20 protein-coding genes and 1 tRNA gene are annotated in these 16,379 nt (G+C 63.9%); 9 read left to right on the top strand and 12 right to left on the bottom strand.

Translation table 11 applies throughout. The annotated features are described in order from the left end of the window. Positions 1-31: 31 nt before the first annotated feature. Entirely contained in the window at positions 32-1,327 is a 1,296-nt protein-coding gene (locus tag ACPFMJ_RS21155; protein WP_424361843.1) for a glutamate-5-semialdehyde dehydrogenase, read from the bottom strand. 162 nt (positions 1,328-1,489) lie between these two features. Here ACPFMJ_RS21155 and ACPFMJ_RS21150 point away from each other — a divergent pair. Next, positions 1,490-1,565 (top strand) — tRNA-Glu (locus ACPFMJ_RS21150). Positions 1,566-2,309: 744 nt separating this feature from the next. Further along, positions 2,310-2,813 carry a hypothetical protein gene (locus ACPFMJ_RS21145; protein ID WP_424361842.1) on the top strand — a complete coding sequence of 168 codons (504 nt, stop codon included), beginning with the start codon at positions 2,310-2,312 and terminating at the stop codon, positions 2,811-2,813. A 16-nt stretch (positions 2,814-2,829) separates the two neighbouring features. Here ACPFMJ_RS21145 and ACPFMJ_RS21140 read toward each other — a convergent pair whose 3' ends face one another. After that, the gene (locus ACPFMJ_RS21140) at positions 2,830-3,063 is read right to left on the bottom strand and encodes a hypothetical protein (protein ID WP_424361841.1); all 234 of its coding nucleotides are present in this window, start codon (positions 3,061-3,063) and stop codon (positions 2,830-2,832) included. 23 nt (positions 3,064-3,086) lie between these two features. After that, complete coding sequence (locus ACPFMJ_RS21135) at positions 3,087-3,440, bottom strand: hypothetical protein (RefSeq protein WP_424361840.1); 354 nt, start codon at positions 3,438-3,440, stop codon at positions 3,087-3,089. A gap of 179 nt (positions 3,441-3,619) precedes the next feature. Here ACPFMJ_RS21135 and ACPFMJ_RS21130 point away from each other — a divergent pair, with 179 nt between their 5' ends. After that, positions 3,620-4,684 carry a sodium:proton exchanger gene (locus tag ACPFMJ_RS21130; RefSeq protein ID WP_424361839.1) on the top strand — a complete coding sequence of 355 codons (1,065 nt, stop codon included), beginning with the start codon at positions 3,620-3,622 and terminating at the stop codon, positions 4,682-4,684. Here ACPFMJ_RS21130 and ACPFMJ_RS21125 read toward each other — a convergent pair whose 3' ends face one another. Both ACPFMJ_RS21125 and ACPFMJ_RS21120 read right to left on the bottom strand, forming a co-directional pair. After that, positions 4,685-5,650 (bottom strand): YihY/virulence factor BrkB family protein, encoded by a 966-nt coding sequence (locus tag ACPFMJ_RS21125; RefSeq protein WP_424361838.1) that lies wholly within the window; start codon positions 5,648-5,650, stop codon positions 4,685-4,687. Between the two features lie 86 nt (positions 5,651-5,736). Continuing rightward, positions 5,737-6,390: a glutathione S-transferase family protein gene (locus ACPFMJ_RS21120; protein ID WP_424361837.1), complete on the bottom strand. Its 654-nt coding sequence runs from the start codon at positions 6,388-6,390 to the stop codon at positions 5,737-5,739. 115 nt (positions 6,391-6,505) lie between these two features. Between ACPFMJ_RS21120 and ACPFMJ_RS21115 the strand changes: the two genes are divergently transcribed. After that, positions 6,506-7,720: a polyhydroxyalkanoate depolymerase gene (locus ACPFMJ_RS21115; RefSeq protein ID WP_424361836.1), complete on the top strand. Its 1,215-nt coding sequence runs from the start codon at positions 6,506-6,508 to the stop codon at positions 7,718-7,720. 1 nt (position 7,721) lies between these two features. Here ACPFMJ_RS21115 and ACPFMJ_RS21110 read toward each other — a convergent pair whose 3' ends face one another. After that, on the bottom strand, positions 7,722-7,982 hold the full coding sequence (locus ACPFMJ_RS21110) for a hypothetical protein (protein ID WP_424361835.1): 261 nt from the start codon (positions 7,980-7,982) through the stop codon (positions 7,722-7,724). Between the two features lie 148 nt (positions 7,983-8,130). Between ACPFMJ_RS21110 and ACPFMJ_RS21105 the strand changes: the two genes are divergently transcribed. Continuing rightward, positions 8,131-8,616 carry a Crp/Fnr family transcriptional regulator gene (locus tag ACPFMJ_RS21105; RefSeq protein ID WP_424361834.1) on the top strand — a complete coding sequence of 162 codons (486 nt, stop codon included), beginning with the start codon at positions 8,131-8,133 and terminating at the stop codon, positions 8,614-8,616. Positions 8,617-8,633: 17 nt separating this feature from the next. On the opposite strand, the gene ACPFMJ_RS21100 is transcribed toward ACPFMJ_RS21105, so the two are convergent. From ACPFMJ_RS21100 to ACPFMJ_RS21090, 3 genes are read right to left on the bottom strand one after another with little or no spacing between them, the layout of a single operon-like run. Next, positions 8,634-9,428 (bottom strand): metallophosphoesterase family protein, encoded by a 795-nt coding sequence (locus ACPFMJ_RS21100; protein ID WP_424361833.1) that lies wholly within the window; start codon positions 9,426-9,428, stop codon positions 8,634-8,636. A 12-nt stretch (positions 9,429-9,440) separates the two neighbouring features. Then, positions 9,441-9,773 carry a hypothetical protein gene (locus tag ACPFMJ_RS21095; protein ID WP_424361832.1) on the bottom strand — a complete coding sequence of 111 codons (333 nt, stop codon included), beginning with the start codon at positions 9,771-9,773 and terminating at the stop codon, positions 9,441-9,443. Beyond that, positions 9,766-9,930 carry a hypothetical protein gene (locus tag ACPFMJ_RS21090; protein ID WP_424361831.1) on the bottom strand — a complete coding sequence of 55 codons (165 nt, stop codon included), beginning with the start codon at positions 9,928-9,930 and terminating at the stop codon, positions 9,766-9,768. Before ACPFMJ_RS21090 ends, ACPFMJ_RS21095 begins: the two co-directional genes overlap by 8 nt. Here ACPFMJ_RS21090 and ACPFMJ_RS21085 point away from each other — a divergent pair. The 4 genes from ACPFMJ_RS21085 to ACPFMJ_RS21070 all read left to right on the top strand — a co-directional run bounded on the left by ACPFMJ_RS21085 (position 9,929) and on the right by ACPFMJ_RS21070 (position 12,954). After that, on the top strand, positions 9,929-10,399 hold the full coding sequence (locus tag ACPFMJ_RS21085; RefSeq protein WP_424361830.1) for a peroxiredoxin family protein: 471 nt from the start codon (positions 9,929-9,931) through the stop codon (positions 10,397-10,399). The two genes, ACPFMJ_RS21090 and ACPFMJ_RS21085, sit on opposite strands and share 2 nt — an antisense overlap. Further along, on the top strand, positions 10,396-11,097 hold the full coding sequence (locus ACPFMJ_RS21080) for an MOSC domain-containing protein (protein WP_424361829.1): 702 nt from the start codon (positions 10,396-10,398) through the stop codon (positions 11,095-11,097). Before ACPFMJ_RS21085 ends, ACPFMJ_RS21080 begins: the two co-directional genes overlap by 4 nt. Before the next feature lie 55 nt (positions 11,098-11,152). Then, the gene (locus ACPFMJ_RS21075; protein WP_424361828.1) at positions 11,153-11,887 is read left to right on the top strand and encodes a class I SAM-dependent methyltransferase; all 735 of its coding nucleotides are present in this window, start codon (positions 11,153-11,155) and stop codon (positions 11,885-11,887) included. A gap of 164 nt (positions 11,888-12,051) precedes the next feature. After that, on the top strand, positions 12,052-12,954 hold the full coding sequence (locus ACPFMJ_RS21070) for an EamA family transporter (RefSeq protein ID WP_424361827.1): 903 nt from the start codon (positions 12,052-12,054) through the stop codon (positions 12,952-12,954). A 170-nt stretch (positions 12,955-13,124) separates the two neighbouring features. On the opposite strand, the gene ACPFMJ_RS21065 is transcribed toward ACPFMJ_RS21070, so the two are convergent. The 3 genes from ACPFMJ_RS21065 to ACPFMJ_RS21055 all read right to left on the bottom strand — a co-directional run bounded on the left by ACPFMJ_RS21065 (position 13,125) and on the right by ACPFMJ_RS21055 (position 16,200). Next, positions 13,125-13,487: an endonuclease domain-containing protein gene (locus ACPFMJ_RS21065; protein WP_424361826.1), complete on the bottom strand. Its 363-nt coding sequence runs from the start codon at positions 13,485-13,487 to the stop codon at positions 13,125-13,127. 141 nt (positions 13,488-13,628) lie between these two features. Beyond that, positions 13,629-15,437, bottom strand: coding sequence for a translation elongation factor 4 (gene lepA / locus ACPFMJ_RS21060; protein ID WP_424361825.1), 1,809 nt, complete (start codon positions 15,435-15,437; stop codon positions 13,629-13,631). A 103-nt stretch (positions 15,438-15,540) separates the two neighbouring features. Further along, a complete protein-coding gene (locus ACPFMJ_RS21055) occupies positions 15,541-16,200 on the bottom strand; it encodes a hypothetical protein (RefSeq protein WP_424361824.1) in 660 nt (219 codons plus the stop codon). Between the last annotated feature and the right edge of the window lie 179 nt (positions 16,201-16,379).

The raw sequence follows: 16,379 nt of genomic DNA, 5'->3' as shown, positions 1-16,379 counted from the left end.
GGGAACCCAGGTCCCGCCCGCCTTCCGGCGCCTACGTCCTCACCTGCCCCGCGCCATGCACCCTGTATTTGAACGAGGTCAGCTGCTCGACGCCCACCGGCCCGCGCGCATGCATGCGGCCCGTGGCGATGCCGATCTCGGCGCCGAAGCCGAACTCGCCGCCATCGGCGAATTGCGTCGAGGCGTTGTGCAGCACGATGGCGGAGTCGACCTCGCTCATGAAGCGCTGCGCGATCGCGTCGTCCTTCGTGACGATGCAATCGGTGTGATGGGAGCCGTAGGTTTCGATATGGTCGATCGCTTGCTCCAGCCCGTCAACCACTTTCGCGGCGATGATGGCGTCGAGATATTCAGCGCGCCAGTCATCTTCCGTCGCGGGCTTCACGCGCCCGTCGGCGGCCCGGGTCGCCGCGTCGCCGCGCACCTCGCAACCCGCCTCTATCAGCGTCGCCACGAGCGGCGCGAGATGCGTATCCGCGCAGGCGCGATCGACAAGCAGCGTCTCGGCCGCGCCGCAAATGCCGGTGCGGCGCATCTTGGCGTTGAGCAGCAGGCGCTTCGCCATGTCGAGATCGGCGTCCTTGTGGACATAGACATGCACGATGCCTTCGAGATGCGCGAAGACCGGCACGCGCGCCTCATGCTGCACGCGCGCGACGAGACTCTTGCCCCCACGCGGCACGATGACGTCGATATTGCCGTCGAGCCCCGATAGCATGGCGCCGACGGCGGCGCGGTCGGCTGTGTCGATCAGGGAAATCGCCGCCTCGGGCAGCCCCGCCGCCTTCAGCCCGGCGACGAGGCACGCATGGATGGCGCGCGACGAGCGCAGGCTCTCCGAGCCGCCGCGCAGGATCGCTGCGTTGCCGGCTTTGAGGCACAGGGCGCCCGCGTCGGCCGTCACATTGGGACGGCTTTCATAAATGACCCCGATGACGCCGAGCGGCGTCGAGACGCGCTCGATGACGAGGCCGTTCGGCCGCTCGAATCGCGCTAGAAGACGACCCACCGGATCGGGAAGATCGGCGATCTCCTCCACGCCGCGCGCAATGGCCTCCACGCGCCCCGGATCAAGCGTGAGCCGATCGATGAAGGAGCCGACGGTTCCACGCGCCTTTGCGTCCGCCACATCCAGGGCGTTCTCCGCGAGAATGGCCTCTTTCCGGCTCCGGATTTCCGCCGCGGCGGCGCGAAGCGCCTTGTCCTTGGCGCTGCTCGGCGCAAGGGCGACCGAGCGTGCAGCCTTGCGGGCGGCGCGGCCGAGCGCGGAGAGCGAGGCTTCGAGCGTCTGGGCCTGCGGCGCTTCTTTTGAGAGCGTCTGGGTCATGTCCTGAATTTCCGATAATCCGGCTCGTTGGCTATCACGCCCAAAAGCCGCGCGAAAGCGGGGCTTCGTATGCAGCCGTCGCAGCAATAGTCGGGCGAAGTTTGCGGAAAGCGTTTTAACCCCTTGCCGAGACGCCCCCGCCGGTCTATAGAGCGGCTCCCCGCTCCCTTCGTCTAGCGGTCTAGGACGTCGCCCTCTCACGGCGAAAACAGGGGTTCGAGTCCCCTAGGGAGCGCCAACAACGCCAACAGGTTACGAGCGGCACGCGTAGCCAATAACGCGCTGCGCCAAACCTTACATGATAAGCGCGTTCGGACGGCGGCGGACAGGCGCGCGGATTTCTCGTAGCGGCGTCTCAGCTTAACCGATACGCTCCTCGCCATGTGCGGACGCTTCACGCAAGCCTACACTTGAGTCGAGGTCGAGCGCTTTCTGAGCGTGATGGACCGGCGGGCAATCCGAGGCCACGCGACAATTTCAACCTACCACGCAGATTGACGTTCACAGGATAACCGAAGCCGGGCGCGAATTCTGCCCATGCGCCGTGGCCGTGTCCCCTCTCGTGAAAACATCCCCTCAACGAGCGTCCGTCGACCTCCAACGCGCGGGCAGAGACGGTCGCCCCTTCGCCCGTCACACGCATTCTCCATTTGCTTTTGCGCAGCATAACGACGCCATCCAAAACCTGGTGGAAAGTATAGCGGAAGAGTTCTCAGCTCTTTCCTCACATCTTTGGTCCTTGGGCGGACGCCGTGTTGAGGTCGGCAATGCGCAACAGAGGACGTAATATTTCCGCGCGCGGACGCGCCCGCGCCTGCGACGAGCGGGCGTTCATTTTCAAGCGCCGGGAGTGTCGCCCGCCCCGAGCGCCTGGGATGACAAGTGGTTAAATCATAACGCTTTTTTGCGAAGCCTCGGATATGGTCAGCCGCGGCGAGGCGAATCCGGACAGGGTGGATGTCCGCGACGAGGAGCATGGGGAATGGCGCAGGAATCGCGCGGGGCGACAAAGAGCGCCTGGCTCGAGCAGGCAGCGGCTTACTTTCGGGCATTCGACCAAGATTTCAAGCCATTCGCAGTCCCGCGGGCGATCGTCGCGTTCAAGGGCCAGACGCCTAACGGCCTCCCTTACCTGCGCCTGTCCAACGGCGACGCCGACGCGCATTCCTGGGGCACGACCGGCGGTTACAGCATCCGTCTCCCCGACGCCGTCGAAGCGCGGGCGAGCGGACGCCGGATCGTCGTCAAGATCGTCGCGCGGGCCGCCAACGCCGACCAGGCGCGCTTCGCCTTGGCCTATTCGACCAACGACGTCGGCAATTCGGGCTGGATCTGGTTCGACGCCACGGTCCAGTGGGCCGTGCACACAATGCAATGGGATGTCCCGCCCATGCAGAATGGAAACGGCGATTTTCTCGGCATCCTCCCCGACGCCGAAGGAAAGGCGGGCGCCGAATTCTGCTATGTGGCCATCGCGGTGATCTGAAGAGGCCGGCGCCGGATCAGAGGGGAGGCGAATCCTTGTCGTAGCGCTTCCTGTCGGCTTCCATCATTCGCGACAGGGCGCTGCATTTTTCAGGGTCGCCAGGGTTCTGTTCGGCGCAGATCTGATAAGCCCTCATGGATTGCTCATAGGAGCCGACCGCATATTCCTGCTCCGCCGCCTTCTTCGCGCCCGACGCGCTGTTGCACCCGGCGAGACCGATCAGGCCGGCAATGAGGATGAGATGGCGCATTTCTTCTCCGCGGCTCCCATATCCTAGCGCAAACGCATCGTCGCGATAATCCCGTTCGCCTGAATCGCGACGCTCACCGGACTCATGCAGGCATAGGGAATGTTGATGACGTCCCCGGCGACGAAACTGCGGCCGGCGTACCAGTAATCAAAGGACTGGCAGTTGCCGTTATTGACGGCGACGCCGTCCACCGCCGCGACCTCCATGCCGACCACGCGGCATTCGATCCATCGATAGCCGCTGAAGGTGGCGAGTTCCGGCAGGGGCGCCAGGGTCTCACGCAGCCGGCAGGCGAAAGGCTGGGGACCGGCCAAGGCGGGGGCGGCCGCTGAAAGCGCGGCCATGAGCCCGGCGATTCGAAACAAGGTCTTGAACATGAAGATCACCTCGGCCTGCCCCGCCTCCCACCCGGCAAATTAGCCGTGGGCGTGGTCGTTCATCAAACGTCAGGCAGAATCTCACATATTCGGCTCCCTGCGCCAACCTGAGCCGGAAGCGCGCGCTGCGCCGTCGCCTCGGCTATAATGATTCTTCATTCTTCGAAAGGACCGACCCCGTGGCGGCGATTGATCGTAAGGAAATGATTGTCATGGGCGCCGCCGCGGCGCTGGTGGGCGCCGCGGGCGGCGCGCATTTCATGCATGCGGGGCCGATCGTGAGCTTTTTCGCCTGCGCCCTGGCGCTCGCCGGCGTCGCTCATGTCATCGGCGAGGCGACGGACCAGGTCGGCAATCATCTGAGCCCCTCTGTGACCGGCCTGGTGCAATCCGCCGTCGGCAGCCTGCCCGAACTCTTCGTCTGCATCTTCTCGCTACAGGCGGGCCTCGTCACGGTGGTGCAGGCCTCGCTGATCGGCTCCATTCTCGCCAACGTCCTGCTGGTGCTCGGCCTCGCCTTCGTCGTCGGCGGCTGGAAGCATGGCGTGCTGCATTTCGAGAGCCAGACGCCGCGTATGATCGCGTCGCTGTTGCTCCTCGCCGTCTCGGCGCTCGTGCTGCCGACGCTCGCCAACGAACTGCATCTGCCAGCGGCATCGCACGAGCAGGACCTCGCCGTCGTTTGCGCGGTCGTTCTCCTCATCGTCTTCGCGATCCTCACCAAGGCGATGCTCGATCAGGGGCAGCGCGCCGTTCCAAAAGAAGCGCATGCGCGCGCTCATGCCTGGCCGCTATGGACGGCGACCGGCGTTCTCGTCGTCTGCGCCGCCGGCTCGGTGCTGGTCTCGGACTGGTTCGTCGAGGCGCTGGAACCGGCCATCGACGCCGCCGGCATCAGCCAGACTTTCGCGGGCCTCGTCGTCGTCGCCATCGCCGGCAACGCGATCGAGAACGTCGTCGGCATCCGCCTCGCCGCCGCCGGGAAGTCGGATCTCGCGGTGAGTGTCGTATTGGCCAGCGCGCTTCAGGTCGCGGTCGTCGTTGTGCCGATCCTCGTTCTGGTGAGCTACGGCATCGGCGGCGCCGCCTTCACGCTCGTGATCCCGCCGATCCTCGCCGCCGCCATGTTCCTGTCGGTGATGGTCGTCACCGTCGTCACCGTGGATGGACAATCGGATATGGTCGACGGCGCCGCGCTGATCGGACTCTATGTCATCATCGCCACGATCTTCTGGTGGGGCTGATCAGGAACGCGACGGCCCGACCGTATCCGCCATCGTCGCCCCGCGTCCGCCCAGCGGGCGCGGCGGTCCTGTCGTCGTGTCCTTGGCCGTCTGATGCTCCATTTCTGCGTTGAGCTCGGCGCCGGTCAAAAGCACGATGGCGGACACCCACATCCACAGCATGAAACCGATCGCGGCCCCCAGCGACCCGTAGGTCTCGTTGAATTTGCCGAGATTGGCCGCATACCAGGAGAAAAGCAAAGACGCGATCAACCAGCCCACCGCCGCAAACGCGCCGCCCCAGCTCACCCACTTCCATTGCGGCTTGTCCCGGCTCGGCCCGAAGCGAAAAACCACGGAGATCGCGACCGCAACGAAAATGAGCAAGATGGGCCAGCGCAGCCACGCGACCCATGTTTCGATCGCGGCCGGCAGGCTCAGCGCTTCGAGCGCCCGCGGCAGCACGACCATGGCCCCGAGCGCAATCGCGATGAGCGCCATGCCCGCGATCGTGAAAGCGAGCGACACGGCGTTGAGCTTGAAGAAGCCGCGCTTCTCCCGCTCTTGATAAACGACGTTCAGCGCGTCGAAGATCGCCTTCATGCCGGCGTTGGCGCTCCAGAGCGAGACGAGCAGGCCGATGATCGAGGCCGCGCCGAGCTTTGCGCCGCCCTGCGCCGCGACGCGATGAATCTGGTCGCTGATGATGGACAGGCCCTCGGCCGGGATAAAGCCCCCAAGCGCATTCAGATGCGCGCTGATCGTCGTCGGGTCGGCGAAGAGCCCGTACAGCGCGACAAAAGCCGCGATGGCCGGAAAAATCGCCAGCAATGCGTAAAACGTCACGCCTGCCGCGATGGCGAGAATGCGGTGCTCGGAAATGTTCTCATAGACACGCGAAAAAATGTCCTTCCAGCCGGGCGTCGGTATGTCCGAAGGCGCCTGCGCCGCCCTGCCGTGCGCGGCTGAAGCCTGTTCCATCGCCATGAGGGTTCTCCGTTGGAGCGGAGAGAACCACGGCGATCGGGCGCGGTTCCGAAGGGAGAGCGTTTTCGACGGTTGCCGCGTCAGCCTTAAAACTCCACCTCCAACTCCTCGATCTCGTCCTTTTCCATCTTCGCGGCCTCGATCCACTCCTGCATCGCGGGCCATTCGAAGATGCGGTCGCAATAGGCCTGCGAAACGTCGTCCAGCGCGACGTCATAGGTGCGAAAGCGCGTCGCCACGGGCGCATACATGGCGTCGGCGATCGAGATCTCCCCGAACAGCCAGGGGCCGCCACTCGTCTCGAGGCACTCCCGCCAGATTTGCGTCACGCGGGCAATGTCGCCCTGCGCTTTGGACCAGACCTTGAAGTTCGGGAAATGTCCCTTGAGATTCATAGGCAGCGCCGAGCGAAGCGAGTTGAAGCCCGAATGCAACTCGCCGCAAATCGACCGGCAGCGCGCGCGCCGCATGCGGTCTTCAGGCAAAAGCTTCGCTTCGGGCGCCGTCTCGTTGAGGAACTCGCCGATCGCCAGCGTGTCCCAGATGCGAAAGCCGTCATAGGTGAGGCAGGGCACGAGGATGGAGGGCGAGAGGAGCAGGATTTCCTCGCGCGCCGTGGCGTCGTCGGGATCGACGACCACTTCCTCGAAAGGCACGCCCGAGAGCTTCATCATCAGCCAGCCGCGAAGCGACCAGGAAGAGTAATTCTTGCTGCTGATGGTGAGCGTCGCGACCGGCATATGAGACCCCCATTGTGCAATCGCCGCCCAGCAAGTCATGTGCCATTATCTTGAGCGCATGGCACAGGCCTTGCTCCGGAAGCCCTTGGCGAAACCAGGGGTTCTACTCCAGCGCATGTATGACGCTTATCAGGCCTATGCCGCCCTCCTCGACCCGTTCCGCCTCGCGGCGGCGAGCAATGAACGCATCTTGAGCCTCGTCGGCTCGATGCGCTTCGCTTCGCCCTTGCGTGGGGTGCAGGCTTTTCACGAAGTCGTGGCGCTGGCCGGCTTCACGCATAAGCGCCCGGATTACGGAATTGCGGAGGTCACGACCGAAAATGGCGAGACGGTCCGCATCAGGGAGGAAGCCGTGACGGCCACGCCCTTTTGCACGCTGCTTCGCTTTTCCCGCGCAGGCGCGAGGGAGGATCCGCGCGTCTTGCTCGTCGCGCCCATGTCGGGACATTTCGCGACGCTGCTGCGCGGCACGATCCGCACGCTGCTGCGAGATCACGAGGTCTATGTCACGGACTGGCATAACCCGCGCGACATCCCCCTCGATCAAGGGGCTTTCGGCTTCGAGGATTTCGTCCAGCACATTATCGACTTTCTGAAATTCATGGGGCCGCAATCGCATCTCGTCGCAGTCTGCCAGCCGACCGTCCCGGCGCTCGCGGCCGTAGCGCTGATGGCGCAGGACAACGATCCCGACCAGCCCGCGAGCCTCACCTTGATGGCCGGGCCGATCGACACGCGCGTCTCCCCGACGAAAGTAAACGAATTCGCGACGTCGAAGCCGATTGAATGGTTTCGAGAGAAGATGATCAGCGCCGTGCCGCGCGGCCTGCCGGGCGTCGGGCGGCGCGTCTATCCGGGCTTCGTGCAGCTCTCGGCCTTCATGTCCATGAATATGGAGCGGCACCGCAAGGCCTTCATCGACCTCTTCGAGCACCGGGCGAAGGGCGACGACGCCAAGGCAGACCAGATCCGCACCTTCTACGAGGAATATTTCGCAATCATGGATCTCGACGCGGAATTTTACCTCCACACGATCGAGGCCGTGTTCAAGAAACATGCCCTTCCCGAAGGCAATCTGTTCTTCAAGGGGCGAAAGGTCGAACCGCGCGCCATCAAGAAGACCTTCCTGCTCACGGTGGAAGGCGAAAAGGACGACATCTGCGCCATCGGCCAGACGCTCGCCGCGCAGGATCTGTGCGGCGGCCTACGGCCTTATATGAAGTCGCACCACATGCAGGCAGGCGTTGGGCATTATGGCGTCTTCAATGGCAAGCGCTGGGACAACCACATCTATCCCTTGGTCCGAGAGCACATTCGCTGCAGCGTGTAGCTCACCAGTAGCGCCAATAGGGCGCCCCATAGAAGCGGGGACCAGTGGAAAGCATAAGCGCCTCGCGGCTCGCGCGCCTGTCGGCGGAACGATCGAGATCGACATCGAGCAGGCACTTGGAAAAGGCGTCGGTGCCGCGCCTGAAGCCATAGGACTTGCAACGCGTCTCGTCGGCGGCGCGCTGCTGGGCGGGCGAGGTCGTCTCGCAGGCCCCCAGCGTTACGCCAATGGCCAGCGCGGCCAGGAGTCCGAAAATTCGCATGTGTCGACCCTTGTCACGCGGGCGAAAAACGAAAAATCCAGCAGAAAAATGGCCGTATCGCGGCGCCTCTCGCACAGGAATGAATTGACAAGTCGCGATACGAAATGTCTCCTTCCCAGATATGCGCGCGCCGGCGGCGGAGGCGAAAATGCGTCAGATTCTCGAGCATTTTAACGACGTCCCAATCGAGCTTTTCCCCGACAAGACGGTCATTCTGTCGGAGGGCGTAAAAAGCGGTCGTCTTTACGCGCTCGCCGACGGCTGCCTCGAAGTCCTGCGCGGCGAGACTTTGATCGCCACGATGGATGAACCCGGCTCCATCGTCGGGGAGATGTCGGCTTTATTGGATGCGCCCCATACCGCGACCGTGCGGACAGTGGGCGAAACAAGCCTTCACGTCGTCACCGACGGCGTCGCATTTCTCGCCACGAAACCCGAGCTGTCCTGGCTCATCGCCCGCCTCCTCGCGCGCCGGCTCAACGCGGCGAGCACCTATCTCGCCGATTTGAGGCGCCAATTCTCTGGCTACGGCAATCATCTGGAATTGGTCGGCGAGGTGCTGGAGTCGCTGATGCACGAGCAGCCGAGACTCGCCTCGGCGCTGGGCTCGGACCGGGACGACTATCAGGAATGATCTCTGGCGCTTCGTCGCTATGGCGGCGGCGGGGGCGGTTCGAACCAGTCCGGCAAAGCGCGCAGCCGCGCGATCGGCCGTTCCAGAGGCGCATCCAGGCGCACAGATTGGGCGCCCATGGCGGATATCCAGAGCGCTTCGCCGATCGTCGTATCGATGACGATATAAGCCGGCGGCGCGCCATACTGCCGCCCGGCGTTGAACACCCATGTCTTGTCGAGACGATCCGCCCAGGAGCCTTCCGCAACGAACGGCGCCTGATGGATATGACCGCTAATGACAATATCCGGCGCGTATTGTTCGATCCAGGAAACGAGGTCGGCGTCGCCATAGCTTTGCTTGCCTGCCCAACTCGTCTGCGACGCTCGCGGCGGCGCATGATGCACCCATACCCACCTCAAATTCTCCCGACGTCGCCCATCCGCCGCGAGCTGGGCGATCAATCGCTCGCGCATCTGCGGTCCGTCCCACCATGGGCAGACAGTGAAGAGCGTGTCATTCACGACAAGCGCGTCGCCGTCCGTAACGACGCCGAGCTGACGCACCTCTTCCGTCCAGCGCGCAACCTTCTCGCCTTCCGGCGATCGGAAATCGAGATCATGATTGCCCGAGCAAAAGATGACCTTCGTCGTCGACGCGATGCGTTGAAGATATTTCAGCACGACCAGTATCTGCGCGCCGGGGTCCACCATCGAGCCGATATCGAGCGCATCGCCGGCGAAGATCACGAGATCGAATTGCGGCGCCGCGCTCGACAGCCAGTCGAATTGGGGAAGCGCATAATGCAGGTCCGAGACGACGAGGCAGCGCATGCCCTTCTCCGGCTACCAGGGTTGTCTGGCGAGCGGCTGCTCCACATTTCTGAGATTGGCCTCGATGGCCGCGACGCGCTGCGACAGGGAGGCGACGGCGTTTTGCAGCATGGCGATCTGACGCGCGAGCTCGTCGATGCGCGCCGCTTCGTTGCGGTCGGAGACGGTCGCGTCGCTCCGCAGCCGCGCCATCTGCTGGCCGAGGCAATTCACCGCGGCGATCACGTCGGCCTGATCGGCGATGACGCCCGTGACGCCGGACGCCTGCGGAATGCATGTCACCTCCGCCCGCGCCGAGACGGGCAGGCTCAGAAAAATCGCCAAAACCCCAACGAATTTAATCATAAAGCTCTCCCCTGACGTCGCCGTTCGCGCACGCACGCTCCATTGCGAGCTTTTTACAAATCTCCACGCTGGTAAAGCCTGATTTTGGGCTGTGGTTCTTGCCAAGCCCGCGCAGCGGCGCATTTATCCGGAAAAACAATGCGAGAGAAAAACGCATGACGCCTCCCTTCGCACCCGAAATTTCCGTCTCGCGCTGGTTCAACACGCCGGCGGCGATCACATTGGAGAGCCTGCGCGGTCGCGTCGTGATGCTCCACGCATTCCAGATGCTCTGCCCCGGCTGCGTCTCGCACGGAACGCCGCAGGCCCAACGCGCGCACCAGCTCTTCCGCAACACGGATCTGACCGTCATCGGCCTTCACACCGTCTTCGAGCACCACGCGGCGATGACGCCGGTCTCGCTCGAAGCCTTCATTCATGAATATCGGCTGACCTTCCCCATTGGCGTCGATCAGGCCTCGGACGACTCCCCCGCCCCCGTGACCATGCGCCGCTACGAAATGCGCGGCACGCCGACCTGCATCCTCATCGGCCGCGATGGAACGATCCGCCATCACGGGTTCGGCCAGGAGGACGACATGGCGATCGGCGCCATCATCGGCACATTGCTGGCGGAGTCGCCGTGACGCTCGCTTCGGTTCGCCCGCTTGTGCTCGCCGGCGCCGTCGCGCCTCTGGGCGACGCGGGCCATTTGAGCGCAATCGACAAACATCCCCTGCCCGGACCATGGCGCATCGGCAAGGCCGGGATTGAGGCGGACGCGCAGGCGGATCGCAAACATCATGGCGGCGCCGAGAAGGCGCTGCATCAATACGCTTTCGATCATTACGCCGCCTGGCGCGAGGAGATCGGCCCGGCGCCGGCGCTCGACGCGCCGGGGGCCTTTGGCGAGAACCTGTCGACGAGCGGATGGACCGAGGAAACTGTCTGCCTCGGCGACATCGTCCGCTTCGGCGGCGCGCTGCTTCAGGTGAGCCAGGGCCGCCAGCCCTGCTTCAAGCTCAATCTCCGCTTCGGCCTGCGGGATATGGCGCTGCGCGTGCAAAGGAGCGGGCGAACCGGCTGGTATTCCCGCGTCCTTGAGGAAGGCGTCGCGGATGAAGGGGATGCACTGGAACTCGCTGACCGGCCTTCCCCGGACTGGCCGCTCACGCGCCTGTCGGCGCTGCTCTATCGCGACACGCGCGACAGCGAGGGGCTTGCGGCCATGGCCGCGCTTCCTTATCTCGCCGAGAGCTGGCGCAGCCTCGCGCAGCGCCGGCTTGAAAGCGGCAAGGTCGAGAACTGGAGCGCGCGTCTCTACGGCCGGCTACGCTGGAGCTGAATTGCCTCCGCGCGGCGTTGCCCATAATCTCAGCGGCAAATTCTCGAGGAGCGCCATGTCCGCACGCCACCAAACCCTGCAAGACAATCTCTTCACCGGCAAGATCGGGGCGGAATACGACTTCCTGCGGCTCATGTGCCCGAACCACGCTCTGCTCGCCAGGCGCCTCGGTGAGACGGTAGCTGCCTTCAGGCCGGATGCGCCGCTGAAAGGCTTCGAGATCGGCTGCGGCACCGGCATCAGCACGCTGCCGCTCCTCGCAGCGCGCGACAATCTCACGCTCACCGCCATCGACGCCGCCCCCGCCATGCTCGATCAGGCGCGCGAGAGCCTCGCCGATTATGTGAAAGCCGGGCGCGCCGATTTCAAACAGGCGGATGCCCTTGAAGCCTTGAAGGCGCTGCCGAGCGACAGCATCGACGTCGTCGCCTCGAATTACGCCATCCACAATTTCCTCGACGATTATCGTTCGCTCGTGCTCGCGGAAGTCCATCGCGTGCTGAAACCCGGCGGCCTCTTCGTGAATGGCGACCGCTACGCCATGGACGACCGCGCCGCGCATCTGCTCGATACGCAGGCAACGGTGCGCCGCTGGTTCAAGCTGTTCCGCGAGATCGACCGGCTCGATCTGCTGGAGGATTGGGTCGTGCATTTCTACAGCGACGAGTCGCCGGACCATGTGATGTATTTCACGCCGTCGATGGAGAAGCTGAAGGCGCTGGGCTTTACGGTGACGGTCGATTATCGCGAGGGCGTCGATACGCTTGTGCGGGCGGTGAAAGCTGTGTGATGCGGCGTTGCCCCTCACCCTGCCCTCTCCCGGTTTCACGGGGAGAGGGTGATGACCGCCAAACGCCCCCTCGCCCCGCTTGCGGGCAGAGGGTTGGGGTGAGGGGCGAAAGTCTCCCGCGCGCTGCTTGAGCGTCCATCACAAATCTACGCTATAGCGAGCGAATGGACCTCGCGCTTCTCGCCCTCCTCGCCGCGCTTTTCTCCGCGCTGTGCCAGTCGGTCACCGATCTCGGCACCAAGGCGGCGACGCGCATGGCGGACGACCGCGCCATTCTCGCCGCGCAATGGGGAAGCGCCGCCCTCCTGCTCGCCATCGCCTGCTGCGTGATCTATCCAGACTTCCTCAACGCGCCCATCGCGACGATGCATTCGCTGACTCAGCCGGGCTTCTGGACCTTGCTCGCCTGGTCCAGCGCGCTGAACGTCACCGCCTACGCCTTCTATATTCGCGGCTTCCGCCTATCCGACGCTTCGCTCGTCGCGCCGCTCGTGTTGTTGACGCCGGTGCTGATGCTCGTCACTTCGCCCATCATGACCGGCGAACATGCGCCGCCGCTCGGCATGATCGGCGTGCTGTTCACCGTGCTGGGGGTGGGTCTTCTCGACGCCAACCGGGCGAACGGCAAGCGCTTCAATTTCTCGGTCTTCGTGAAAGACGCGGGCGCGCGCTACATGCTCGCGACGGCGGCGGTGTGGAGCATCACCGCGAATATCGACAAGCTCGGCGTGAAGGCGTCGACGCCGCTCATCTGGATCGCGTCCTTGTGCTGCGTCATCGCACTTTGCTCGGTCGCCTATTGGGCCGTCGGCGCCCGGCAAATCCCAAGACTTGGGGCGCTGCGTTACGCCGTTATTGCCGGCTCCGCGTTGTCCATCGGCACCGCGGTGCAGATGTGGGCGCTGACGATCCTGTTCACGCCCTATGTCATCGCGATCAAGCGCTTGTCGGCGCTCTTCACGGTGCTGGCGAGTTCGCGCGTGCTGAAAGAAGAGACCGGCGGGCGGCTCTTGGGGGCGGCGGTGATGCTGGCGGGGGCGGTGATGATCGCGCTTGCGCGGGCGTGAGCGTTTTTTGGAAGGTAGCCAATAATCCCCCGGCCCCTCACCCAACCTCTCCCCGCAGGCGGGGAGAGGGGCAGGTCCGTGATGGTGAAACGATCTCAGTAATCATGCGGGAACGGCGCAGCGCTCCTCTCCCCGCGCGCGGGGAGAGGGTGGGTGAGGGGCTTGGATGATTAGCCAGAACGCCAGACAAGAACAGCAAGAATCGCTTCCGCTACAGCATCCGCATTGTCGTAAAGCTGCTGGTTCGTGAAGCGGATCACCTCGTAGCCTTGCTCTCTTAGGAAATCCGTTCGCCGGGCGTCTGCGGCAAGCTCCTCGTCTGCCGAATGCGTCTCACCGTCGAGTTCGATAACCAGCTTTCGCTCGCGACAGGCAAAATCCGCAATGAAGGGGCCAATCGGCTCTTGGCGGACGAATTTAAATCCGCCAAGGCCTCTGTTTTTTAGCCGAGCCCACATGACCTTTTCGGCGGGGGTCGCGTTGCGCCGCAATTCGCGTGCGCGCCTGGTCTCGATGAAGCGGAGGCCGCGCATATGAGAGGCTCTGAATAATCCCCAGGCCCCTCACCCAACCTCGCCCCGCAAGCGGGGAGAGGGGCAGGTCCGTGATGGTGAAACGATCTCAAATAATGCGGGAACGGCGCAGCGCTCCTTAGCCCGCGCGTCAAAGCCGCCTCACTCCTCCATCTTCAACGCCGCGATAAACGCCTCCTGCGGGATCTCCACCCGCCCGAACTGGCGCATCTTCTTCTTGCCTTCCTTCTGCTTCTCGAGAAGCTTGCGTTTGCGGGTCGCGTCGCCGCCGTAACATTTGGCGGTCACGTCCTTGCGGAAGGCGCGCACGGTTTCGCGGGCGATGATCTTGCCGCCGATGGCGGCCTGAATCGGAACCTGGAACATATGCGGCGGGATCAGCTCTTTGAGCTTCTCGCACATCTGCCGGCCGCGACCATCGGCGCGGGTGCGGTGCACGAGCATGGAGAGCGCGTCCACCGGCTCGCTGTTGACCAGAATGCTCATCTTCACGAGGTCGCCGGCGCGATAGTCGGTGAGCTGATAGTCGAACGAGGCGTAGCCGTTCGAAATCGACTTCAGACGGTCGTAGAAGTCGAACACGACTTCGTTGAGCGGCAGGTCATAGACCGCCATGGCGCGCTTGCCGACATAGTTGAGATCGACCTGCACGCCGCGCCGGTCCTGACAGAGCTTCAGCACCGAGCCGAGATAATCGTCGGGCGTGAGAATCGTCGCGCGAATCCACGGCTCCTTGATCTCCTCGATCTTCACGACGTCCGGCATGTCGGCCGGATTGTGCAGCTCGATCTCCTCGCCATTCGTCAGCAGGATCTTGTAGACGACCGACGGCGCCGTCGCGATGAGGTCGAGATTGAACTCGCGCGACAGACGCTCCTGAATGATTTCCAGATGCAGCAGGCCGAGGAAGCCGCAGCGGAAGCCGAAGCCGAGCGCGGCGGACGTCTCCATTTCGTAGGAGAAGCTGGCGTCGTTCAGGCGCAGCTTGCCGATGGCGGCGCGTAGATCCTCGAAGTCGGCCGCGTCGACCGGAAAGAGGCCGCAGAACACCACGGGCTGCGCCGGCTTGAAGCCCGGCAGCGCCGCGTCGCAGGGTTTGCGGTCGTCGGTGATCGTATCGCCGACGCGTGTGTCGGCCACCTGCTTGATCTGCGCGGTGATGAAGCCGACCTCGCCCGGGCCGAGCGACGCCACGTCCTGCATCTTGGGGCGGAAGACGCCGATCTTGTCGACCTCGTAATGGGCGCCCGTGCCCAGCATCTGGATCTTCTGGCCCTTCTTCAGCGTGCCGTCGAAGATGCGCACCAGAACGACGACGCCGAGATAGGCGTCGTACCAGCTATCGACCAGCAGCGCCTTGAGCGGCGCCTTTTCGTCGCCCTGGGGCGGCGGGAGGCGCTTGACGATTGCCTCCAGCACGTCGGGAATGCCGATGCCGGTCTTGGCCGAGATGAGCACGGCGTCCGAGGCGTCGAGGCCGATGACCTCCTCGATCTGCTCCTTGATGCGGTCCGGCTCGGCCGCCGGCAGGTCGATCTTGTTCAGGACCGGCACGATCTCGTGCCCGGCGTCGATCGCCTGATAGACATTCGCGAGCGTCTGCGCCTCGACGCCCTGAGAGGCGTCGACCACGAGCAGCGAGCCCTCGCAGGCTTTCAGCGAGCGCGAAACCTCATAGGCGAAATCGACATGGCCGGGCGTGTCCATCAGGTTGAGGATGTAATCCTTGCCGTCCTTCGCCCGGTAATGCAGGCGCACGGTCTGGGCCTTGATGGTGATGCCGCGCTCGCGCTCGATGTCCATGGAGTCGAGCACCTGCTCGACCATCTCGCGCGCGGCGAGCGTGCCGGTTTCCTGGATTAGCCGATCGGCCAGAGTCGACTTGCCGTGGTCGATATGGGCGACGATCGAGAAATTTCGGATGTTGTCGAATTTGTGGGGGGCGCTCATGGCGCCGGGGATAGCAGGGAGACGCCCCAAAAGAAAGGGCGCGGTTAACCAACCGCGCCCGTCGCTAACGGAAAATGGCCGCCCGGATTTCCGGGCCGGGGCCTTATTTCTTGGCCAGAAGCTCCTCGACCTTGGCCACGCCCTGCTTCGACAGCGCGATGACCTTCGGCGTCGCCCAGGCGATGAACTCGCGGGTGAGCTTGATGGCCATGCAGCCGACCTTCGTCACCGTCTCGACCGTCTTGTCGAAATAGGGGAGAATCGGGCTGTCCGCCGGGATCTTGCCGCGCACCCAGGCCACGGCCTGCTTCGTCCGGTCGGCGAGAACGACCAGAAGCAGATCGAGCGGGTCGGTCTTCGGACTGGCGTCGAGCGCTTCGCGCAGGCGCTGGATCTCCATCGAGGAGGCGACGAACTGCCGGTTGGCTTCCTCCGCCCGGCGGCTGGCGTCCTGCAGGGAGGCTGCGAGCGCGGCCTTCTCATGGGCGAGCTGGTCGCGCTCGGAGGCGATGTCGGCGATGCGCTTCTCGTGATCCGCGACGACGTCGCCGATCATCTGGTCGCGCTCTGAGAGAACCGAGGCGAGCTGCTGTTTCAGATCGTCGCGCTCCTTGGCGTATTCATTGGCCTTGGCGACGATCTGGGCCTTTTCGGAGTTCTGCTGGTCGCGTTCGGTCCTGACGGCCTTCAACTGCTCCAGGAGATTCTCGTATTCGTCGCGGGATACGCTGCCTTCCGGCTGCGAAACGGTTTCGTCGGACATACCGCCTCCTTAGAAGCTTGTGATTTCGATGCGGGGCGCGCAGCTTGGCGCGAAATGCGTCAGTAGCGCTTCGGCCTCGAAAACGCTCGTCAACCGAATCCATCAATACGGTTAATTTTTCGATTACGCAAAAATCGTCTTCTTCTGAGACGGCTTAGCCGTTTCTCTCGCGGCTGTCG

Source organism: Methylocystis parvus (genome assembly GCF_049675845.1).
Lineage (GTDB): Bacteria > Pseudomonadota > Alphaproteobacteria > Rhizobiales > Beijerinckiaceae > Methylocystis > Methylocystis parvus_A.
This window is presented reverse-complemented; position numbering and strand designations above follow the sequence as displayed.